Annotated in this window: 22 protein-coding genes and 1 pseudogene; 3 read left to right on the top strand and 20 right to left on the bottom strand. The window is 70.3% G+C overall.

Annotation, left to right across the window (positions count from 1 at the left end):
* The 15 genes from QZX79_RS17525 to dacB form a co-directional block, all read right to left on the bottom strand.
* The coding region (locus QZX79_RS17525) for an amino acid--tRNA ligase-related protein (RefSeq protein WP_294570397.1) at positions 1–804 on the bottom strand (804 nt) is incomplete at its 3' end.
* A gap of 94 nt (positions 805–898) precedes the next feature.
* Entirely contained in the window at positions 899–1,831 is a 933-nt protein-coding gene (panC, locus tag QZX79_RS17520) for a pantoate--beta-alanine ligase (protein WP_294570394.1), read from the bottom strand.
* On the bottom strand, positions 1,828–2,742 hold the full coding sequence (locus QZX79_RS17515) for a Rossmann-like and DUF2520 domain-containing protein (protein WP_294570391.1): 915 nt from the start codon (positions 2,740–2,742) through the stop codon (positions 1,828–1,830). The genes panC and QZX79_RS17515 overlap by 4 nt, the downstream gene beginning before the upstream one ends.
* On the bottom strand, positions 2,729–4,534 hold the full coding sequence (locus QZX79_RS17510) for a PH domain-containing protein (RefSeq protein WP_294570389.1): 1,806 nt from the start codon (positions 4,532–4,534) through the stop codon (positions 2,729–2,731). Before QZX79_RS17510 ends, QZX79_RS17515 begins: the two co-directional genes overlap by 14 nt.
* Positions 4,531–5,046, bottom strand: coding sequence for a PH domain-containing protein (locus QZX79_RS17505; RefSeq protein ID WP_294570386.1), 516 nt, complete (start codon positions 5,044–5,046; stop codon positions 4,531–4,533). Before QZX79_RS17505 ends, QZX79_RS17510 begins: the two co-directional genes overlap by 4 nt.
* The gene (locus QZX79_RS17500; protein ID WP_294570383.1) at positions 5,039–5,527 is read right to left on the bottom strand and encodes a DUF3180 domain-containing protein; all 489 of its coding nucleotides are present in this window, start codon (positions 5,525–5,527) and stop codon (positions 5,039–5,041) included. Before QZX79_RS17500 ends, QZX79_RS17505 begins: the two co-directional genes overlap by 8 nt.
* A 6-nt stretch (positions 5,528–5,533) precedes the next feature.
* Positions 5,534–6,058 (bottom strand): 2-amino-4-hydroxy-6-hydroxymethyldihydropteridine diphosphokinase, encoded by a 525-nt coding sequence (gene folK, locus QZX79_RS17495; RefSeq protein ID WP_294570382.1) that lies wholly within the window; start codon positions 6,056–6,058, stop codon positions 5,534–5,536.
* Positions 6,055–6,432, bottom strand: a complete 378-nt coding sequence (gene folB / locus QZX79_RS17490; protein ID WP_294570381.1) for a dihydroneopterin aldolase — start codon at positions 6,430–6,432, stop codon at positions 6,055–6,057. Before folB ends, folK begins: the two co-directional genes overlap by 4 nt.
* Positions 6,429–7,346, bottom strand: coding sequence for a dihydropteroate synthase (gene folP / locus QZX79_RS17485; protein ID WP_120165841.1), 918 nt, complete (start codon positions 7,344–7,346; stop codon positions 6,429–6,431). The genes folB and folP overlap by 4 nt, the downstream gene beginning before the upstream one ends.
* Before the next feature lie 8 nt (positions 7,347–7,354).
* The gene (gene folE, locus QZX79_RS17480; protein WP_120165842.1) at positions 7,355–7,972 is read right to left on the bottom strand and encodes a GTP cyclohydrolase I FolE; all 618 of its coding nucleotides are present in this window, start codon (positions 7,970–7,972) and stop codon (positions 7,355–7,357) included.
* 40 nt (positions 7,973–8,012) lie between these two features.
* Positions 8,013–10,088 carry an ATP-dependent zinc metalloprotease FtsH gene (gene ftsH, locus QZX79_RS17475; RefSeq protein WP_294570376.1) on the bottom strand — a complete coding sequence of 692 codons (2,076 nt, stop codon included), beginning with the start codon at positions 10,086–10,088 and terminating at the stop codon, positions 8,013–8,015.
* 171 nt (positions 10,089–10,259) lie between these two features.
* On the bottom strand, positions 10,260–10,811 hold the full coding sequence (gene hpt, locus QZX79_RS17470; RefSeq protein WP_120165844.1) for a hypoxanthine phosphoribosyltransferase: 552 nt from the start codon (positions 10,809–10,811) through the stop codon (positions 10,260–10,262).
* A gap of 3 nt (positions 10,812–10,814) precedes the next feature.
* Positions 10,815–11,927: a tRNA lysidine(34) synthetase TilS gene (gene tilS, locus QZX79_RS17465; protein WP_294570374.1), complete on the bottom strand. Its 1,113-nt coding sequence runs from the start codon at positions 11,925–11,927 to the stop codon at positions 10,815–10,817.
* On the bottom strand, positions 11,920–13,086 hold the full coding sequence (locus tag QZX79_RS17460; protein ID WP_294570372.1) for a zinc-dependent metalloprotease: 1,167 nt from the start codon (positions 13,084–13,086) through the stop codon (positions 11,920–11,922). The genes tilS and QZX79_RS17460 overlap by 8 nt, the downstream gene beginning before the upstream one ends.
* 85 nt (positions 13,087–13,171) lie before the next feature.
* Positions 13,172–14,599 (bottom strand): D-alanyl-D-alanine carboxypeptidase/D-alanyl-D-alanine-endopeptidase, encoded by a 1,428-nt coding sequence (gene dacB / locus QZX79_RS17455; RefSeq protein ID WP_294570369.1) that lies wholly within the window; start codon positions 14,597–14,599, stop codon positions 13,172–13,174.
* A 176-nt stretch (positions 14,600–14,775) separates the two neighbouring features.
* Between dacB and QZX79_RS17450 the strand changes: the two genes are divergently transcribed.
* Entirely contained in the window at positions 14,776–15,342 is a 567-nt protein-coding gene (locus QZX79_RS17450) for an inorganic diphosphatase (protein ID WP_294570367.1), read from the top strand.
* A gap of 65 nt (positions 15,343–15,407) precedes the next feature.
* Entirely contained in the window at positions 15,408–16,037 is a 630-nt protein-coding gene (locus tag QZX79_RS17445) for a hypothetical protein (RefSeq protein WP_294570366.1), read from the top strand.
* A gap of 53 nt (positions 16,038–16,090) precedes the next feature.
* Here the strand turns inward: QZX79_RS17445 and QZX79_RS17440 are convergent, their stop codons facing one another.
* Both QZX79_RS17440 and serS read right to left on the bottom strand, forming a co-directional pair.
* Positions 16,091–16,927 carry an HAD family hydrolase gene (locus tag QZX79_RS17440; protein ID WP_294570363.1) on the bottom strand — a complete coding sequence of 279 codons (837 nt, stop codon included), beginning with the start codon at positions 16,925–16,927 and terminating at the stop codon, positions 16,091–16,093.
* 44 nt (positions 16,928–16,971) lie between these two features.
* The gene (gene serS, locus QZX79_RS17435) at positions 16,972–18,252 is read right to left on the bottom strand and encodes a serine--tRNA ligase (protein WP_294570361.1); all 1,281 of its coding nucleotides are present in this window, start codon (positions 18,250–18,252) and stop codon (positions 16,972–16,974) included.
* 71 nt (positions 18,253–18,323) lie between these two features.
* Between serS and QZX79_RS17430 the strand changes: the two genes are divergently transcribed.
* Positions 18,324–19,424 (top strand): diacylglycerol kinase family protein, encoded by a 1,101-nt coding sequence (locus QZX79_RS17430; protein ID WP_294570359.1) that lies wholly within the window; start codon positions 18,324–18,326, stop codon positions 19,422–19,424.
* A gap of 48 nt (positions 19,425–19,472) precedes the next feature.
* Here the strand turns inward: QZX79_RS17430 and QZX79_RS17425 are convergent, their stop codons facing one another.
* From QZX79_RS17425 to QZX79_RS17415, 3 genes and pseudogenes are all read right to left on the bottom strand, one after another.
* Positions 19,473–19,817, bottom strand: a complete 345-nt coding sequence (locus QZX79_RS17425) for a hypothetical protein (protein WP_294570357.1) — start codon at positions 19,815–19,817, stop codon at positions 19,473–19,475.
* 84 nt (positions 19,818–19,901) lie between these two features.
* Positions 19,902–20,876 (bottom strand): DNA topoisomerase IB, encoded by a 975-nt coding sequence (locus tag QZX79_RS17420; protein ID WP_294570355.1) that lies wholly within the window; start codon positions 20,874–20,876, stop codon positions 19,902–19,904.
* Positions 20,877–20,945: 69 nt separating this feature from the next.
* Positions 20,946–21,193 (bottom strand): annotated as a pseudogene (locus QZX79_RS17415) (prephenate dehydratase); the annotation flags it as partial.

The following is a 21,193-nucleotide window of genomic DNA, read 5'->3' as shown; positions in this document are numbered from 1 at the left end:
CTGGTCGGTGTAGGCCTCGTAGGATTCGAGCATGGTGAATTCCGGGCTGTGGGTCGAATCGACGCCCTCATTGCGGAAAATCCGGCCGATCTCGTACACCCGGTCAATTCCGCCCACGACCGCCCTTTTGAGATAAAGCTCGAGCGCGATGCGCAGGGTCATTTTCTGGTCGAAGGCGTTCAGGTGGGTTTCGAACGGCCGCGCGGTCGCCCCGCCGTGGACCAGCTGGACAATCGGAGTTTCGACTTCGATGTAATCGTTGGCGTGCAGGGTTTCGCGCAGGGAACGGGTGATCGCAGCGCGGGTGCGGACCATGCTGCGGGCTTCCTCGCGGACCATCAGGTCAACGTAGCGCTGCCGCACGCGGGTTTCCTCGTTGACTCCGGCGTGAAGGGTGGGCAGCGGGCGCAGTGCCTTGGACGCCATGGCCCAGCTCTCTGCCATCACCGAAAGTTCGCCGCGCCGCGAGCTGACGACCTCCCCCTGAACCTGGACGTGGTCCCCGAGGTCGACCAGTGCCTTCCACTCGGCGAGCTGCTCCTCACCGACGACGGCGAGGCTGAGCATCACCTGAAGCCGGGTGCCATCGCCCTCCTGGAGGGTCGCGAAGGCGAGCTTGCCGGTGTTGCGGATGAAGACGACGCGCCCCACCACCGAGACCCGGGTGCCGGTGGCTTCATCGGGTTCAAGGTCCGGGAACGCTGCGCGGATCTCGGCGAGCGAGTGGGTGCGTTCGGGCTTGACCGGGTAGGGCTCCCTGCCGCTTTCGATCAGGCGGGCACGCTTCTCGAGGCGGATCCGCATCTGCTCGGTGAAGTCGTCGGCGGAGAGGCCATCAAGGGTGGGGTTTTCTTTCGTCACGGTAGCCAAGTTTACGGGGTTCGGTAATCCCCGGATTTCACCCGCCGTTCAGTTCCATATTGTCGATGAGCCGCACAGGACCGACCCGGGCGGCGACGAGCGCCAGCGCGGTCCCCGTGAACGGGGTGTTGGCGCAGGCAAAGGCGAGCGGTTCGAGGCTGAGCGGGTCGACGACCTCGAGGTACTCGAGGCTCACGGCGGGCACGCTGGCGATCATCGCAAGCACCGAGTCGGGGTCGAGGGGCTCGTTCCGCTCCGCCCGTTCCCTCAGCATGCCCAGGGCTCGCTGCAGCACGAGGGCAGCCTCGCGTTCGGCTGCCGAGAGGAAGCGGTTGCGGCTCGACAGGGCCAGGCCGTCGGCGTCCCTCACCGTGGGCACGCCGACGATGTCGACGGGGAAATTGAGGTCGCGCACCATGCGCTTCACGAGCGCCAGCTGCTGGGCGTCCTTCCGGCCGAAGTACGCGCGGTAGCCGGCGGCGGCGTCGGGGGCACCGAGGTTCAGGAGCTTCGCCACGACGGTGAGCATGCCGTCGAAGTGTCCCGGCCGGAACGCCCCTTCGAGTTTCTCCCCGAGGGCGCCGGCCTGCAGCCGGACCTGCGGGGGGCCGTCGGGGTAGACCTCCTCGGCCGCCGGGGCGAAAACCAGGTCCACCCCCTGGGCGCCCAGCAGTTCGAGGTCGGCCTCAAGGGTGCGTGGGTAGCGGTCGAGGTCGGCCTGTTCGCCGAACTGCAGCGGGTTGACAAAGATCGTGACCACGACGACGTCGTTCTCGGCGCGGGCCGCCGCGGCCAGGGCGGCGTGGCCGGCGTGGAGCGCGCCCATCGTCGGCACCAGTCCCAGCGACGGACGCCGCGCGGCCCCGCCGCGGGGAGTTTCTGCGGCCCGGTGAAGCAGCTCGGCGCCGGCGCTGCGGAGCTCGCCGGCCGTCGTGACGAGCCGTGGAGTGCCCGGGGTGGTCTCGGTCATCGTTCGTCCTCGGTGGGGGTCGGTTCAAGGGCCGCAAGCACCGCTGCTCCCTGCTCGGCGCTGAGCAGGCCGCGGTCGAGTGCGCGCAGGGTGGTGGCCCGGGCCATGTCGCGGTAGGCAAGGGCGACGTCGGCCGCGTCGTGGCGGGCAAGTGCGGCGGTGTGGGTTCGAACGGTCTCCACGTCGCCGCGGGCGACCGGGCCGGTCAGGGCCGACTCCCCAGAGCTCAGCGCGTTTTCGAGGGAGGCCTTCATGAGCGGGCCGAGCATCCGATCGGGGCGCTGCACGCCGAGGTCGCTGAGCAGCTGCGCAGACTGCGACGCCAGGGTGACCAGATGGTTCGAGGCATGGGCCAGTGCCGCATGGTAGAGCGGCCGGCTCTCCTCCTCGATGATCACCGGCTCCGCACCCATCTCCACGACGAGGGCCTGGGCGATGGGCAGGACCGCCGCGGGCGCGGTGATGCCGAAGGTGCACTCGGGGAGGCGTCCGAGGTCAAGGCTGAGTCCGGTGAACGTCATCGCCGGGTGGATGGCCAGCGGGATGGCGCCGGCGCGGCGGGCCGGGGCGAGGACCTCGGTGCCGGAGCGGCCGGAGGTGTGGACCACGAGCTGTCCGGGCTGCCAGACCCCCAGGCGTGCCAGGCCTTCGACGAGCCCGGGGAGGGCGTCGTCGGGCACGGCAAGGAGCACCAGTTCGGCCCGTTCGACGATGACGGGAATGTCGAGGATGGGCACCCCGGGCAGGAGGGTTTCCGCGCGTTCCCGGCTCGCTTCCGAGACCGCGGACACTCCGACCACGGCGTGTCCTGCGGTGCGCAGGGCGGCGCCGAGGACCGCGCCGACCCTGCCCGCTCCGATGACGCCCACCCCGAGGCGTCCGGGTCTGCGCGAGGCTTCAGCGTTGTTCATGGCTACCGGGTCCCTCCGGGATCTGCTGCCTGTTCGGCTGGTCAGGCGGTAACTGGTCAGTCGGTGACTGGTCAGGCGGGGGCTGGTCGGGCGCTCCTTGGACAAGCGGGGGCGAGGCCGGCGCTCCTTGGTCAGGCGGGGGCTGGTCGGGCGCTCCTTGGACAAGCGGCGGTGAATCCGGCGCTCCTTGGTCCTGCTGCGGCGGGTCTGGAGGCTCGTGCGGTTCGAAGCCGGCGCCGGGCGGACCGTAGCTGGGCGGCGGAGGCATGACGGCGCCGGAGGGCTGCTGGATGGGCTTCATCCACTGTTCGGGGATGCTCCGCCGGCGCGCCTCCGCAGCGCGCCGGGCCTGCCCCGAGAACAGTTCGAGCGCCGCGGTTTCGTCGATGTGGCTCAGGGAGGGCGCGACTGGACCTGGCGTCGTCTGCAGCTGCAGCTCCATCACCCGCAGGGCCCGCTCAAGGGGGCCCTGATGAAGGGAAAGCGACTGCGTCCGCTCGTGGGGCACGACGGCGAGCCTGCGGTGGAAGAACCCCGAGCGGACGAGCAGCGCCGTACCGGTCACGGCGAAGCCGCTGCGCCGCCAGGTCAGCGGTGCAAGCCACCGGGCGCGGCGCGGCGCCGTGGTGAAGCCCTCGGCCGCCCCCGAGGCGTCCAGGCCGGCGGAGAAGACCTCCAACGGGCGCACGGTGCCGGGGTCGGGAAGGACGAGCGCGAGGATGGCGAACACCTCGGCGCGGGTTCCGACGGGCAGCAGCGTGGCCCGGGCCTGTCCCTCGCCCGGGGCACCGGCCCCGTACCCGGCGACATTGGCGTTGATCCGGTACCAGCCCTTGAGCCGCCAGAGCAGCGGCTGGTCGATTCCGACGGCCTGGACCCGCCCCGGCGGGACGGTCTGCGCCCGGGTGTCGAGCAGGCCGTACCGGACCCGGATGCCGTCGGGTGAGAGGGCGGCCCGGAAGTTGTAGCCGGAGTTGAGCGCGCTCCAGTACGCGCCGGCGACGCCCAGTGCCATGGGGATGAGGGTCGGGGCCGCGAACGGGGTGCGGTACACCACCGTCACCGTGGCGACGACGACCACCGCGGCCAGGAGCAGCACGGTGGTGCCGGAGAGCAGGACCGCGCCGATCACCCGGCCGGACGGCACCGCGACGACCTCGCGCTCGGGCGCCTCGGCGATGCCGCCGGAGGCGTCGGGGGCCACCGAGGCGCCGGAGGCGCGGGCGAGGATGGTGGCCCGGAGCTGCTGGGCCTCGGTGAGGCGGAGGAAGGCCAGGCGGACGGCCGACTCGCCGGCATCGGCCACTTCGAACTTCAGCTCGGCCAGTCCGAAGATGCGGGCGAGGAAGGGCTGGACCACGTCGATCGCCTGGACGCGGTCGAGGCGGGCCTGCCGGTTCTGCCGGAACAGGACGCCCGAATTCACGCGCACGTACTCGGCAGTGACCTGGTAGCGGGTGAAGTACCAGGACACGAGGAACCCGAGCGCGATCAGGACGACGATGCCCAGGATGAGCGCGATGGTCAGCCCGATCCCAAGAGCACCCGGCAGCCCTTCCCGGGCACCGGGGCCGAACAGGCCTTCGAACCAGTCCCTGCCGAAAAAGAACGCGATGGCGGCAAGCGCGATCCAGCCGCGGACCAGCGGGGAGATCACCGAGACCCGGCGCCAGCTGTCATCAACCGTTCCGGGCGCCGGCGTGGCATCCGACAGGAGCCCGTCCGACGGGCCCGCCCCGTCGCGGGGCGGGCCGGGGTAGGGCGTTCCGGGGTGCGGGTCGGGGACGCTCACAGACCCGCCAGCCGTGCTTCCCCGCGGCTCGAAAGCTGCTCACGGAGTCGAGCTCCCTCGGCGGCGGGAAGGCCCGGGATGGCGGCATTGGTGGCTGGGGAGGCCGTGTGCAGTTTGAGGGTGCACAGCCCGAACGCGCGCTCGAGGGGGCCCACGGCGACGTCGACGTACTGCATGCGGCCGTAGGGCACCACGAGGGTGCGCTGGAAGATGACGCCGCTGCGGATCAGCAGGTCGTCGTCGCGCTCAGCATACCCAAGGGCGCGCACCTGGCGGGGAAGCAGCAGGCCCCTCCATGCACTGATGAGGAGCACGACGGCCGGCAGGGCGATGGCGATGGCCAGCGGCGGGAAGTCCGGCCATACCCCGGCGAGCCGGAGGATCAGCGGGATGCTGAAGATCAGCAGGTAGATCACCGAACCGACGAACCAGCCGATCAGGCGCACCCGGAGGTACTTGGGTGAGACCCTCGACCAGACAATGCCTTCGGGGTCGATCGGTTCCCTACGCATACTCTCCCTCGCTTGTTCCCGGGGTGCCGGCGCCGCCCTCGTCCTCGGGCGGGATCCTGCAGAACCCCTCGACGACCAGGCCGACGACGACCATGACGATACCGCCGGCCATCAGGGCGAGGGTCCCCCACGCCGGTCCAAAGGTATCGCGAACGGCCAGCAGCGAGAGCTGGTCAACGAAGATGCCCGTATGCCAGCCGAGGCTCAGGGCGCCCGCGTAGGCCGTCGCCTGGGCCAGCACCAGGGTGCGGGCCGCGAGGATGGGGTTCAGCTCACGGTCCCGTTTGCCGTTGCGCCACCGCAGCACCCGCACGCCGAACACGAGCGTCACGGTGATGATCAGGGCGACCGTGAGCAGCGAACTCAGGTGGAGTGAAGTGGTGGGGTAACCGTTGCGGCCCGCCCAGAAGTTGACGGTCCAGCCAACAATGCCGGAGACGATGCCGATGCCAAGCAGCCAACTGAACCGAATGCTCGTCATGTGCGGCTAGCCTTCCTGGAACAGGGCCAGGCCCGGGAGGTCGGCGGCATTGGCGGCGAGTTCGGCGACGGACACCCCGCCGAGGGTTGCCGCGGGGTCCATCAGGGACCACGGTTTCAGGACGAATGCCCGTTCGGCCGCACGGGGGTGGGGCACCGTCAGCCGCGGATCGGTCGAGGTCCATGCCCCGAAGGTGATGATGTCGACGTCGAGGGTCCGCGGCCCCCACCGTACGGTGCGGGTCCGGAGGTGCGTCTGCTCGACCGCCTGGCAGTGTGCCAGCAGCTCATAGGGTCCGAGGTCGGTGACGACCTCGATGACCTGGTTGAGGTAATCCGGCTGCTCCGGCCCGCCGACGGCCCGGGTGCGCACCACGGGCGAGGCGGCCGTCAGCCGCACCCGGTCGCCTCCGGTGAGGTCCGCTACGGCCGATGCCAGCGTGCCGCGGCTCTCCCCGAGGTTGCTGCCCAGGGCCAGGACGGCCCGGGTCCCGGAGGCCGCCCCGTCCGGAGTCCGGGAGGCTGTTGTCACTGCCTGCTCCTGTGGATCGTGACGGCGACGTCGTCGAAGGGCACGGGGATGGGGGCCTTCGGTTTGTGCACGGTGACGTCGACCGCCTCGACGGGGTAACGGGCGAGGATCTCGGCTGCGATCGTTTCGGCCAGCGCCTCGATCAGCTGGAACGGCTTCCCGGCGATGATGGAACTGACCAGCTCGGCGACCTCGCCGTAGTGGGCCGTCCGGGTGAGGTCGTCGCTGGTTCCGGCGGGGCGCAGGTCGAGGTGGAGGACCACATCGACGAGGAAGGGCTGGCCGTCCCGCCGCTCGAAGTCGAAGACGCCGTGGTGGCCGATGGCGCTGATGCCCGTCAGCGAGACTGCGTCGAGCTGCCGGAGCGCCGTCATCGGGAGCCCTGGCCGGCCCAGGCCGAGGCGACCTTGACGGCGTCGAGGGTGGGGCCGACGTCGTGCACCCGGACCGCCCAGGCGCCGTTCGCGGCGGCGAGCGCGGAGACCGCCAGGGTCGCCGCGTCGCGTTCGGCCGGCACCGCCGGCCTCCCTGCCGAGGTCAGCAGGGTGCCGAGGAAACGCTTGCGGGAGGCCGCGACGAGCACCCGGTGGCCGAGGGATCCGAGGCGGTCGAGGGAGCGGAGCAGCTCCCAGTTGTGCACGCCGGTCTTGGCGAAGCCGAGGCCCGGATCCAGGATGATGTTTCCGGGCTTCACGCCCGCCGCGACGAAGGTGTCGCGCACCTCGAGGAGTTCGGCGATGACCTCCTCGACGACGTTGGAGTAGGTGGCCAGGGAGTCCATCGTCTCGGCCGTCCCCCGGCGGTGCGTCAGGATGTAGGGCACGCCCAGTTCGGCGGCCAGGGCGGGCATGTCGGGGTCGAAGCCGTTCCCCGAGATGTCGTTGATGATTCCGGCCCCCGCCCGGACGGCCTGGGCGGCCGTCTCGGGGTGCATGGTGTCGATGCTGACGAGCGCACCGGCCTTGACCAGTGCCCGCACCACGGGAAGTACGCGCTGGAGTTCCTCCTCGACCGGCACCGCGGCGGCGCCGGGGCGGGTGGATTCCCCGCCGACGTCGATGATGTCGGCACCGGCGTAGTGCATCCGCAGTCCGTGCGCGATGGCGTCGTCGGTCGATGAGTACTTTCCGCCGTCGCTGAAGGAGTCGGGTGTGACATTGAGGATCCCCATCACCACGGTGCGGTCAGCGGGCAGCGCCTCGAAGGTGCGCGGGACGCGCACCGGCCGGATCACCGGCAGGGGTGAGGTGGCCGGGCCGGTCCCGGGGGCTGCGGCGAGTGAATCCAAGGGGTGTCCTATCTTCCAAGTATCAGGCTCATGGCCTCGGCGCGGGTGGCCGTTTCACGGATCTGGCCGCGTACGGCCGACGTCACCGTCTTCGCACCCGGTTTCCGGATGCCCCGCATTGACATGCACATATGCTCACACTCGATGACGACGATCGCACCCTTGGGCTTGAGGTGCGTCATGAGTGCCTCGACGATCTGCGTCGTCAGCCGTTCCTGCACCTGCGGCCGGCGGGCGTAGACCTCGACCAACCGGGCCAGTTTGCTCAGGCCCGTGACCCGGCCGTCCTCGGAGGGGATGTACCCCACGTGGGCGGAGCCGTGGAACGGCACCAGGTGGTGTTCGCAGGTGGAGTAGAAGGGAATGTCCTTCACCACCACCAGCTCCTGGTGATCGAGCTCGAAGGAGGTCGAGAGGACGTCGGCGGCGTCCTGGTGGAGCCCCGCGAACATTTCGGCGTAGGCCCTTGCCACGCGCCGCGGTGTCTCCACCAGGCCGTCGCGGTCGGGGTCCTCGCCGATGGCGGCGAGGATCTCCCGGACGGCCCGCTGGATGCGGGGCTGGTCCACCGGGGATCCCGAGGCGGCCAGGGCGGCGTCGATCACGTCGTTGTCGAAGTCAGTCACGGCTCTGATCCTATCCCTGTGCCCGCGGGCCGGCCGCCCCCTAGGGCTGCCGGGACCCGCTCCCGCCCTTGCCGTCGACGGCGGCGCCATCGGACTCGGGCGAGGGGAGGTCGGAGCCGTGGACGTCGAAGTCACCGGGGATGTCGGCCTCGGCGATCTGGTCCTGCGGTGCGACGGTTTCGGGCGCGGGCTGGCCGTTCTGCGCCGCCTGGGCCCGCTCCTTGGCCGAAACGACCGGGGGCAGCGAATGCACGGGGCGGGAGTCCTTCGACAGCCACACGTTGCGCAGGCTGCGCTTGCGCACGCTCGCGAAGACCTCGGCGATCTCGGCCTGGTTCAGGGTCTCGCGCTCGAGCAGTTCGAGCGCGAGGCGGTCGAGCACGTCGCGGTTCTCGGTGAGGATCTCGTAGGCCTCATCGTGGGCGTTGTCGATCAGCCGGCGCACCTCTTCGTCGACGACGAAGGCCACCTGGTCTGAGTAGTCGCGGTCGCTGCCCATGTCCCGGCCCAGGAAGGGCTCCCCGGCGCCCTGGCCGAGCTTCACGGCGCCGATGCGCTCGCTCATCCCGTACTGGGTGACCATCTTCCGGGCGGTGCCGGTGGCCTTCTCGATGTCGTTCGAGGCGCCGGTGGTCGGGTCGTGGAAGACGATCTCCTCGGCGACCCGGCCGCCCATGGCGTAGGCGAGCTGGTCGAGCAGTTCATTGCGGGTGACCGAGTACTTGTCGTCCATCGGCAGCACCATGGTGTAGCCGAGGGCGCGTCCGCGCGGCAGGATGGTGATCTTCGTGACCGGGTCGGTGTTGCGCAGGGCCGCGGCGACCAGGGCGTGGCCGCCCTCGTGGTACGCGGTGATCTTGCGTTCGAGTTCCTTCATGACGCGGCTGCGCTTCTGCGGGCCGGCGATGACGCGGTCGATGGCCTCGTCGAGCGCCCGGTCGTCGATCAGCTGCGCGTTCGAGCGGGCGGTGAGCAGCGCCGCCTCGTTGAGGACGTTCGCGAGGTCCGCACCGGTGAAGCCGGGGGTCTTCTTGGCGACCGACTTCAGGTCCACCCCGGGCGCCATCGGCTTTCCCTTGGCGTGGACGGAGAGGATGTGCTCCCGGCCCTTCATATCGGGGGCCTCGACGCCGATCTGGCGGTCGAACCGGCCGGGGCGCAGCAGCGCCGGGTCCAGCACGTCCGGGCGGTTGGTGGCGGCGATGAGGATGACGTTGGTGGTTGAGTCGAAGCCGTCCATCTCCACCAGGAGCTGGTTGAGGGTCTGCTCGCGCTCGTCGTTGCCGCCGCCGACGCCGGCACCGCGGTGACGGCCCACGGCATCGATCTCGTCGACGAAGATGATGGCCGGAGAGTTGTTCTTGGCCTGCTCGAAGAGGTCACGGACGCGGGAGGCGCCCACGCCGACGAACATCTCGACGAAGTCCGAGCCCGAAATCGAATAGAAAGGCACGCCGGCCTCGCCGGCCACGGCCCGGGCCAGCAGGGTCTTACCCGTGCCGGGAGGCCCGTACAGCAGCACGCCCTTGGGAATCTTGGCGCCCAGGGCCTGGAACTTCGCCGGCTCCTGCAGGAACTCCTTGATCTCGAGGAGTTCCTCGACGGCCTCGTCGGCTCCGGCGACATCGGAGAAGGTGACCTGGGGCATGTCCTTGGAAATCAGCTTGGCCTTTGACTTGCCGAACTGCATCACCTTGGAGCCGCCGCCCTGCATGCGGCTGAGCAGGAACCAGAAGATCAGGCCGAGGATCAGGATCGGGAAGATCAGGCTGAACGCGCTCACGAACCAGTTGCTCTGGACGGGCTGATCGGTGAAGCCCTCGACGTCGGATTCGTTGACCGCCTCGACGACGTCCTCGGCACGGGCGGCGCTGAAGAAGAACTGGACGCTGCGGCCCAGGTCCTCGTAGTCATCCCGGAGGGTCAGGTCGACGCGCTGCTCGCCGTCGTGGATCTTGGCCTGCTCGACCCGGTTGTCCTGCAGGAGCTCGAGGCCGACGTTGGTGTCGACCCTTCCGGAGCTGCCGCTGAACAGGCTGGGGACGATAAACAGGAGCCCGGCGATTGCCAGGACGATCCAGATGACCGGCCCCTTGAACATGTTCTTATATTTCATTCTTCTCAGGGCTGCGCGCCCTGTCCCTCCTGCTTATGCCGGAAATGCGGTGTTCCGTCCGCCGTCACCTCGAAACACTCAAGATATACACGGTTTCAGATTCAACACGTCCCGTTTGGGGCATAAGTTCCCTGTGGGCGTACAGCCCGGGCCCCGGCGGAGGCGCTCGGCCTACTCGTAGACGTGGGGGGCGAGGGTGCCGATGAAGTCGAGGTTGCGGTACTTTTCGGCGAAGTCGAGGCCGTATCCGACGACGAATTCATTGGGGATGTTGAATCCGACATATTTCACGTCGATGTCGACCTTCGCGGCGTCGGGCTTGCGCAGCAGGGTGCAGATTTCGACCGAGGCGGGGCCGCGGGAGAGGAGGTTGGCCTTGAGCCAGGACAGCGTCAGGCCGGAGTCGATGATGTCCTCGGCGATGAGCACGTGCTTGCCCATCAGGTCGGTTTCAAGGTCCTTGAGGATCCGCACCACGCCGGAGGACTGGGTGCCCGAGCCGTAGGAGGACACCGCCATCCAGTCCATGGTGATGTGGGAGTGAAGTGCCCGGGCCAGGTCGGCCATCACCATCACCGCGCCCTTGAGCACGCCCACGAGGAGGATCTCGCGGCCCTGGTAGTCCGCGTCGATCTCGGCTGCGAGTTCGTTGACGCGCTGCTGAATCTGTTCCTTGCTGAACAGGACGTGCTTCAGGTCTGACTCGACGTCGTTGGAATCCACCAATTACTCCTGGGTTGAACGGCTCGGCGGCTCCGTGCCGGGACGGTTGTTTCTAAAGACAAGATTGCCATAGCTTGGCCCGCCCGGAAGAACCGATTTCCCCCGGACCTGCCGGTAAACGCCGACACGTCCGCCGAGCTGGACGGGGCCCGCCGAGCCCCGGCGTTCGAGGAGGGTTTCGGCGGCGAGGAGGCGTTCGAAGCTGGGCTGGAAGCCGCCGACTTCGACGGCGGCCAGGGCGAGGACCCGCTGGCGCAGCGACGCGGGCAGCTCCCGCAGGCCCTCCTCGGGCAGGAGGATGTCCGCGCCGGCCTCGGTCCGGAGCCCGGCGTAGGCCTTGGAGCTGAGCTGTTCGAGGTAGTCGGCGTCCTGGCCGAGGATCCGCGCCGACCGGTACAGCGCCTGCGCTATGCCCGGCCCGAGCTGTTCCTCAAGGTAGGGCAGCACCTGCGTACGGACGCGGGAGCGGGCGAAGGCAGGATCCGCGTTGGAGGGATCGTGCCAGGGGTCGAGCCCGTAGAAGGCACAGATCTCCTCGGTGTCGGCCCGCCGCAGGTCGAGGAACGGCCGGCGGTAGGGTCCCCGCCGGGCCGGCATGCCGGCCAGGGAGCGCGTTCCGGAGCCGCGGGCCAGCCCGAGCAGGACCTGCTCCGCCTGGTCGTCGAGCGTGTGGCCGAGGAGGACGGCGGCGGCGCCGGAGCCGCGGGCGGCGGCGTCCAGTGCGGCGTACCGGGCGGTGCGGGCGGCGGCCTCGGGGCCCATGCCGGTGGCGGCGACCTCCACCGTGCGGACCTCGACCGGGGACAGTCCCAGACCGGTGAGCTGGTCCGCGGCACGCCGGGCGACCGCCGCGCTGTCCTCGTGCAGGCCGTGGTCGACGACGACGGCGCCGACCCTGCATCGGCCTACCTTCGCGAAATAGACGGCGGCGGCGGCCAGCGCGAGTGAATCCGGGCCGCCGCTGCACGCCACGAGCACCAGCGGTGCCGCCTCCTCCCCCTCCCCCGGGGCGGCCCCGGAGGGGGTGCCGGCGGGAAGCAGCACATCGGCCAGGGCGTCCTCCACCCGGTTCCGTGCCGCGGCGGCCACCGGGTTGAGGCGCGGGCGCCTACCCATGGCGGGTGAGGCTCATCCTGTCGATCCACTCGTCGGGTGCGTGGATCTCGCGCTCGGTCGGCAGGTGGTCTTCGGCCTCCCAGACGAGGTTGAACCCTTCCATGCCGGTCTGGTCCACGACCCGGCGCACGAACTTGGCGCCGTCGCTGTACTGGCGCATCTTCGCGTCGAGGCCCAGGAGCTGGCGGATCAGTTTCTCCACCGGCCCGCGGGATTTTCCGCGGGCGTTGAAGCGGCGGCGGATGGTTTTCACCGTCGGCACGATCCGTGCGTCCACGCCGTCCATGACGACGTTCGCGTGGCCCTCGAGCAGGCTCATCACGGCGGTCAGGTGGGACAGGCGGGCCTTGTCGTCGGGGTCCTGCAGCACCGACAGCAGCCCGGTGCCGTGGACCTTCCCGCCGTCGGGCCATTGCTCAACCGCGGCGGACCGGCGGCCGGGGTGCTCCCCCTTGGGCATGCCGAGGCTCTTCGCCGCGGCGGCGAGGCGCTCGGAGAGGGTGTCGGCCTTGTCCATCATCCCGGTGGTCAGTTCCGAGATGGCCGAGGTCATGTGATCCTTCAGCCAGGGCGCGGCGGCGAACTGGACCCGGTGGGTCTGCTCGTGGAGGCAGACCCAGAGGCGGAAGTCGGCCGGGTCGACGTTGAGTTCCCGCTCGACGGAGATGATGTTGGGCGCCACGAGCATCAGGCGCCCGCCGGCGCCGTTGCGGGAGGGCACGAACGGGTCGTACTGTCCCAGCACCTTGCTGGAGAGGAACGCCAGGATGGCACCGAGCTGCGCGCCGGTGAGGTTGCCTCCGAGGCTGACGGACGCCGCCTTGAGGATCTCCGGCTTGGACTGCGCAAGATGGTTCAGGGCCGGCTCGACGAGCACCCGGAAGCTCTGGGTGTTGGCCTTTGCCCAGGACGCCCGGTCCACGATGAGGAGTTCGGAGTCGCGCAGGTCCCGTGCCGCGTCAAGGCGGGAGATTGCATGGACGTGCGCCACGGAGGCGTCGGCCTGGGCACGGAGGTTATCGACGGCGGCGGCGATCTCGCGCGGCGTCATCGTCGGTCCGGCCGGGGCGAGACGGGCAGCGCTGCCTGCGGCGAAGTCCCAGTTCACCAGCTGGGGGCGTTGGGGGGTGGATGAAACGGTCGGCTCATTGCTCTCCATGACCTTATTCGACCACATCCGGCTTCCGGCCGCTCGGCCCTGCCCCCGGCAGGCACGATTGTGAGGTGCAGGTCATGGGCGGCGCTCAGCGGCACCCGCAGGCCGCCAGCACGGCCGCGGCCCGGTCGACGGCGTCGCGGGCCTCCGGCGTCCGGCCCTCGATCCCCGAGCCCATCAGGGAGAAGCTGAGCAGGCGCCCTTCGGCCGTGACGACGTAGCCGCTGAGCGCCGTGACGGCGCTCAGGGTGCCGGTCTTGGCCCGGACCACCCCCGCCCCGCCGGCCGCCGCGGCGTCCGGGACGAAGCGCTCCTTCAGGGTGCCCGACAGTCCGGCCACGGGCAGCAGGCCGGGCATCCCGGCCAGGGCGGGCCGCTCGGAGGCGGCCACGGCGGAAAGCAGCGCGGCGAGCTGGGCAGGGGTTGCCGAGTTGTCGACGGAAAGCCCTGCGGCGTCCCCGACCCGGAGCCCGCCGCCCGGAACGCCGAGCCGGTCGGCGGTGGCAGCGAGCAGCGCCGTGGCGCCGTCGGAGCTCGCCGGCCCGCCGGACGCCGCCGAGGCCAGGCGTGCCAGGGCCTCGGCGAGGTAGTTGTCGGAGAGGACCAGCATGTGCTCGACCTGCTCGGCGATGGTCGCCGACGGGACCGAGGCCACCGCTTCGGCGGAGTCGGGCACCGCGGCGCGGACCGGTCCGCCGAGCACCTGGATGCCGCGTTCGGCGGCCGCGGCGGCGAGGGCGGCGGTGAAGGCCTCCGCGGCCCTCAGCGCCGGGTCGGCGTCGCGGGCCCCGGCCTGCAGGCCCTCGTCCTGCCAGGCGGAATTGACGGCCAGCGGGTACACCGGTGCCAGCTCCCCTGCGTCGAGATCCCCCTGCGCCCAGGACGGGTTGAGCGGCGGGCCCTCGAAGAGGGAGTCGTCCACCGCGACGCTGTAGGGGCCCGACGCCGGATCCAGCGCCGCGGCGGTCTCCTGCGCCAGGGTGGAAAGACCGGCGTGGCCGCGCACCGCGCCGGGCTCCGACGGACCGGAGCCCAGCAGCACGTCTCCGCCGCCCCGGAGATAGAGGACACCGTCCCCGGCGGCATGCACCGCCGTCTCGAGCCGGTCCCGCGGATCGAGGGTGTCCAGGACGGCCGCCGCCGTCAGCAGCTTGAGGTTCGACGCCGGGGCCTGGGCCTGGTCGGGGCTCCTGCTGTAGAGCACCGCGCCGGTGGCGGCGTCGCGCACCACCCCGGCGAATCGACCGCCGCCGCCGGGCAGCTGCAGCTCGGCGTCGAGCAGCGGGGCGAGCACCTCCGGGACCGGCTGCGGCGCCGAGTCGGAAAGGGCGGAGACCACGCCGGGTTCGAGCACGCCGGCCGGCGGGCGCTGGAGGGCGGGCGGCCGCACCTCCGCGTCCTTGCCGGCGAACTCCTCCACGGCGGCCGGGATCACCCGGACCGAGAGGGGCAGCGCCAGCACCGCAAGGACCACCGCCAGCAGCACCGCGGTCAGCCGTCGGGCCTGGCGCTTCATGGATTCCTTCCGGAGGTTCAACGGGGACGCCGGTCGGCGGAAAATGCCGGGAAGCGGGCCGCGACCGATATGTTAGTGCAGAAGTTTAAACAGTAAACGGGCGGCCGGGCGCCGCGGACCGGGCTCGCCGGGCCCGTGCTGTCCCCGCCCGCCAGCCACACCACCGAGGAGTTGCCATGAAGCTCGACGTCACCATCGAGATCCCCAAGGGATCCCGCGTCAAGTACGAGATCGACCACGACACCCACCGCCTCCGCCTGGACCGCGTGCTCTTCACGGCGATGCAGTACCCCACCCACTACGGCTACTTCGAAAACACCCTCGGCGAGGACGGCGACCCGCTCGACGCCCTGGTGATGCTCCAGGACTTCGACCTGATCCCGGGCGTCCTGGTCGAGTCACGGCCCATCGGGGTCTTCAACATGACCGACGACGGCGGCGGAGACGCCAAGGTGCTCTGCGTCCCGGCGGACCCGCGCTTCGAGGACATTCGGGACCTTTCGGATGTTTCGACCTTCCTCCTCGACGAGATCAAGCACTTCTTCACCCTCTACAAGGACCTCGAGCCGGGCAAGTGGGTCGAGGCCGCCGAGTGGGCCGGCCGGGAAGCGGCCGAGGCCGAGGTCGAGGCATCTCTGGACCGGTTCAAGCGGCAGGGCGACGTCAGCGCCGCCGATGAGCCCCAGGGCCGCGGCGTCGACGTCGAGGCCGACAACGCCACCGCGGTCCCCGAGGGCCGCTAGGCACGAACGCCCCTGCTGCCGCCGGGTTTCGATAATTCGCGCGGGGCGTGAAGCATACTGAAGCAATGCAATATGTGCTCACCATCAACCAGCGCGACTCGCGTGAGGTGGGCGACCTGGTGCCGGAGCTCATCCGCGAGCTCCGGCACCTTCCCACGGTGGTGCCGTTCCAACGTTCGGTGGGCGATGAGCTCCAGGGCGTCGTCGATTCCGCGCGCACGGCCGTGGATGCGGCGCTGCGCGCCATCCGCTTCCGCCGCTGGCATGTGGGGATCGGCGTCGGCGGGGTCCTGCCGCCGGTGCCCGAGCACATCCTCGACGCCGACGGATTCGGCCTGGTGTATGCGCGCCGTGCGGTGAACCGGGCACAGAAAACGGGCGAGCGCATCCCGCTGGCCGTCGAGGGTCCCGACGCCGGGATCGCCGGCGAGGCCGAGGCGGTGCTGCGGCTGCTGGGCCACCTCGTGTACACCCGGACGGACGCCGAGTGGAAGGTCCTCGACCTGATGACCCCCGGCGCGCGGGGGCAGCAGAAGCTCATCGCCCAGGAACTGGGAATCAGCACGCAGGCCGTGAGCAAGGCCGTCCTCCGCTCACACTGGATGGAGGAGTGGGCCACCCGGCCCGCCGCCGCCCGGCTGCTGGAGCTGGCGCACGGCCCGGCCGTCCTGCCGCCGGCCGCCCTGGCCTACTGAGCAGGCCTACTGAACGCGGCCTGCCAAACCGGGGCTACACCAGCGAGCCGGGATTACACCAGCGAGCGAAGGACCTTGGCCGCCCCGTCGTCGTACACCGAGCCGGTGACCTCAGTGGCCGCCGAGCGTACTTCCTCGGGTGCCTGGCCCATTGCCACTCCGCGGGCCGCCCATTCGAGCATTTCGATGTCGTTTCGCCCGTCCCCCACCGCCACGGTGAGGGCCGGGTCGGTGCCGATCCTGCGCCGCAGCAGCTCAAGGGCGCTGGCCTTGGTGACGCCGGCGGCGGCGATGTCCAGCCAGGCGGTCCACCCCACCGAGTAGGTCACGCCGTGGAGGCCGATCGTCTCGACGGCGTTGCCGAACTCCTCGGCGGTGCTGTCGGTGCTGAAGACAACGACGCGCACGGCATTGGCGTCGAGCATCTGCTCGAAGTCGACGCTCTGCGCCTCGGCGCCGAAACTCGCGTCCTGAAAGCTTTCGGTCGAGAGGAACCGGCCCTGGTCGTCCTCGAGGGCATACTTGGCGCCGGGCAGGCGCACGCGCAGGGCCCGGAGGGCGGGGCTGGGATCGAAGGTCACCTTGTCGATGACCTCGAAGCCGCGGGGAAGCCCGGGATCGACGCGGAGGGTGACTCCGCCGTTCGAACACACCGCGTAGCCACGGGCGAGCCCGATCTCCCGGATCACCGGCAGGGCGGCGCCCAGCGAGCGCCCAGTGGAGATGATGATGTCGTGCCCGGCCTCGATGACAGCAGCGGCCGCCGCGCGGACCTCGTCGCTCATGACGCCGTCGTGGTCTACGAGGGTGCCGTCGACGTCGAGCGCAACCATGTACTTTGTTCGGGTCTGGGGCTGGTCCTCGATGCCAGCCGATAATGAAATAGCCATTTCATCAGTGAACCAGATCAACCCCGAACCGGGTAGGGCGGGCCTCACAGTACCGGCAGAACCTCGAGTCCACTAAGATACGGGCGCAGTGCCTCGGGAACCCGGACCGAGCCGTCAGGGTTCTGGTGGTGCTCGAGGATCGCCACGATCCAGCGGGTGGTGGCCAGGGTGCCGTTCAGCGTCGCCACGGCCCGCGTCCCCTTCGTTCCTTCCCCGCCCTGGCGCTCCCGGATGTTCAGCCGCCGGGCCTGGAAGGTGGTGCAGTTCGAGGTGGAGGTCAGCTCCCGGTAGGCCCCCTGGGTGGGCACCCAGGCCTCGCAGTCGAATTTCCGCGCGGCGGACATGCCGAGGTCGCCGGCGGCAGTGTCGATCACCCGGTAGGGCAGTTCGACCTTCGCGAGCATCTCCTCCTCCCAGGCCAGCATCCTCTGGTGTTCCGCGTACGATTCCTCGACCGTGGTGTAGCTGAACATCTCCACCTTGTTGAACTGGTGGACCCGAATGATGCCGCGGGTGTCCTTGCCGTGCGAGCCGGCCTCACGCCGATAGCAGGAGGACCAGGCGGCGTAGCGCAGGGGCCCGCCGCTGAGGTCGAGGATCTCGTCGGAGTGGTAGCCCGCCAGCGCGACCTCGGAGGTGCCCACCAGGTAGAGGTCGTCCTCGGCCAGCCGGTAGATCTCGGCGTCGTGGGCCACGTCGAAGCCGGTGCCCTGCATGATCTCGGGCCGCACCAGGGTGGGAGTGATCATCGGGGTGAACCCCGCCTTCGTGGCCTGGTCCATGGCCATCTGCAGCAGGGCCAGCTCAAGGCGCGCCCCGACGCCCTTGAGGAAGTAGAACCGCGAGCCGGAGACCTTGGCCCCGCGCTCCATGTCGATCGCGCCGATGAGTTCACCGATCTCCAGGTGGTCCCGCGGAGTGAAGCCCTCGGCGTCGAAGTCCCGTGGGGTTCCCACGGTGCGCAGGACCTCGAAATCCTCTTCACCGCCTTCGGGCACCCCGTCTTCGATCCGGTTGGGGAGCCGCCGCAGCAGCGTCTCCTGCAGCGAGCGTGCCTCGTCGGCGAGCGCCGCGGCCTTCTTGACCTCGGCGGCCAGTTCCTTCACCTCGGCGAGCAGCGCCTGCTTCTCGTCGCCCTTGGCCTGCGCGACCCGCTTGCCGAACGCGTTCTGATCCGCGCGCAGGTTCTCGTGCCGGGTGACCGCTTCACGGCGTGCCGTGTCCGCCGAGAGGATCTCCTCGACCAGCGACTCGTCGGCCCTGCGGGCGCGCTGGGAGGAGCGGAAGTTGTCGGGGTCAGCGCGGAGCTCGTTTACGTCGATCACGCCCCCCAGCCTACCCAATGCCCTTCCCCCACCGGGCATGGAGCCGCGCCCGGCGGTACTCTGGAAAAATCATGCGCCCTAAACTGATCGTCCTCACCGCCGCCGCGGCAGCAGCGTCGGTTCGGAGCTGGTGGCAGGTGCGGCGCCTGAAGGTCCAGGGAGCCCCGGCCGCAACGGTTCATCCGCTCGTTGCGCGGACCGCGGGGCCGCAGCGGGTCGCCCTGATCCTCAACCCGGTCAAGCTGAACGCCGCCGAGACCCGCGCCCTGGTGGAGCAGGCCTGCTCCGACGCCGGCTGGGATCCGCCGCTGATCCTCGAGACGACCATCGAGGACCCGGGGACCGGCCAGGCGCACCTGGCGCTCGAGGCGGGGGCCGACGTCGTGCTCGCCGCCGGCGGCGACGGGACGGTACGTGCCGTGGCGCAGGCGATGGCGCACGGGCCCGCCGCGCTGGGGCTGCTGCCGCTGGGCACCGGGAACCTGCTGGTGCGCAACCTGGGCCTGCCGTACAACGACATCGCCGGCTGCCTCCAGGTGGCCCTCCATGGAAGCCAGCGCCGGATCGACATGGCGACGGTGCTGCTGCGCAACGAAACCACCGGCACCGCCTCGGAGGCCCCGTTCCTGGTGATGGGCGGCGTGGGGCTTGATGCGGCCGTGGTGGCCGCGACCAAGGACGACCTCAAGGAGAAGTTCGGCTGGCTTGCCTACAGCGAGGCCGGGGTGCGGCACCTTCCCGGGCGGCGGCAGCGGGTCTCGATCAGCCTCGACGGCGGAGCGCCGCAGAGCCGGAAGGTCCGCACCGTCCTCTTCGCCAACTGCGGAAAGCTGCCCGCGGGCATCGACTTCATTCCCGACTCGATCATCGACGACGGGTACCTCGACATAGTGGTGATGAGCCCCCGGAGCCTGGCCGGCTGGCTGTGGATGGCGGCCAAAATCGTGTTCCGGCATCGGGGTGAAATCCCGGTCATCAAGTACTACCGCGCCCGCGAGGTCACCGTCTGGACCGCGGAGCCCACCCACACCCAGCTCGACGGGGACCTCTCCGGTGCGGTGACTTCCCTCACGGCCCGGATCGACCCGGGCGCCCTGCTGATCCGGGTGCCCGGCGGGCAACCGGCGGCCGCGTCCACCGTCGCCCGTGTGATGAGTGCCGGACGCGCCTGACCCCTCCCGGGCCGGCACCGGCCGCGCCGGGGGAGGGGTCCTGCAGGGTCAGCCCTGGTCGCGGTCGGTGTACTCGCCGTCGACGTCGGGGCTGTTCAGCCGGTCCCGGTCCTTCTCGGGATACTCGCCCTCCTGCTCCGGCTGCTGCGCCCCGGTGTAGCCGCCCCCGGTGTCCGCGGGTTCGGCGCTGGTGTAGCTGCCCTCGGTCTCCTTGGAGGTGCCGCCCGCGGCGGCTCCATGCCGTTCGGACTGCTGGTTGATCAGCTGCTGCTCCTCGGCGAACCGGAGGTCGTTGCCCTGGTCGCCGACATCTCCGCGGCGGCTGGGATCCGAACCGGACTCGTCCTCACCCGCCGGATTGACGATGCGTCCTTCGCTCGCGCTGTCAGTCATGATGCTGCCTCTCGTTGAAGGTGCCGCCCCTGACGGGGCGCCCACTGTAAGCGTACTTACGAACGGGCCGCGGTGAAAGCCGCCTCAGCCCCCCAGCAGTTCACGCACCGCCCGCTCCGAGGCGGCATAGCCGGCCACCGGGATGACCTCGCCGCTCATGAACCGGTCGACGAGCCGCGGATCGACGTAGGAGCTCCGCGCCACCGTGGGGGTGTTGCCCAGGTGGTCGGCGACGGCGCGCATCGTGGCGGTGACCGCCTTCTGCCGCGCCGTCCTGCTCGTTGAGACCAGGTCGTGCCGGGCGAGTTCCATGGCGGCGACCACGGTGGCCTGCCAGGTACGGAAGTCCTTGGCCGTGAACGGCCCGCCGGTGACCTGGCGCAGAAATTCATTGAGCTGCGAGCCGTCGACCGAATGCCACCTCTCGTCGGCCGACCGGTAGGCGAGCACCGTGTCCGCCTCCTCCCGGCGCAACATCGGGCGAAGCGCGGCGGCGAGGTCCTCATCCTCGATGGTGGTGTCCCACTGCTGCCCGCTCTTGCCCGGGAAGTTGAAGGTGATGACCGCACCCTCGAGAGTGACGTGCTCGACGCGCAGGGTGGTGACCCCGAAGGAGCCGTTCTCCTCGGCGTACTGGGCGGAACCGATCCTCAGGGCGCCGGCGTCGACAATGCGCAGCGCCGCGGCGAAGGCCCGCTCGCGGGTCATCCCGCTGCTGCGCAGGTGCTGGGTGATCACGCGGCGGGCGCTGGTGAGCCGTGCTCCGAACTCAAGGGACCGGTCAAACTTCTCGCGGTCCTTCTGCTCCCGCCAGGCCGGGTGGTAGATGTACTGGCGGCGCCCTGCGTCGTCGGTGCCGAGGGCCTGGACGTGGCCGTTCGGGTAGGGGGCGATCCAGACGTCCTTCCACGCCGGCGGGATGACGAGTTCCCGCACCCGCTGCAGTTCGGCCTTGTCGGTCAGCAGGGCACCGTCGGGCGTGCGGTAGCTGAACCCCTTCCCGGAGCGGCGCCGGGTGATTCCCGGCCTGTTCGAATTGCTGCGGCGCAGTCGTGCCATGCGGCTACCAACCTTCGACGAACGGAGGACCCTGAGATTGGTAAGCCTACTGTTCTTTTGATCCGCGCGTCAGGATCCTCCCCGCAGCCCCGCCACCCAGGACTCGGCGGCGTCGAACGCATCATCGGAGGTCCGGGGGGCGATCGTCGAGGGCCGCCGATCGGCACGGGCATAGGAGCCGAGGAACCGCAGGTTGGGGCTGATGCGGTGGAGGCCCTTGAGGGCGTCGGCGACCCGCGCGTCGGCGAGGTGGCCGTCGGCGTCGATGCTGAAGAAATAGTCGCCCAGGAACTGTCCGGTGGGCCGGGACTCGATCC

Source organism: uncultured Arthrobacter sp. (assembly GCF_902805515.1).
GTDB lineage: Bacteria > Actinomycetota > Actinomycetes > Actinomycetales > Micrococcaceae > Arthrobacter_D.
The sequence above is the reverse complement of the archived record's forward strand: the minus strand, read 5'-3'. Positions and strand labels throughout refer to the sequence as shown.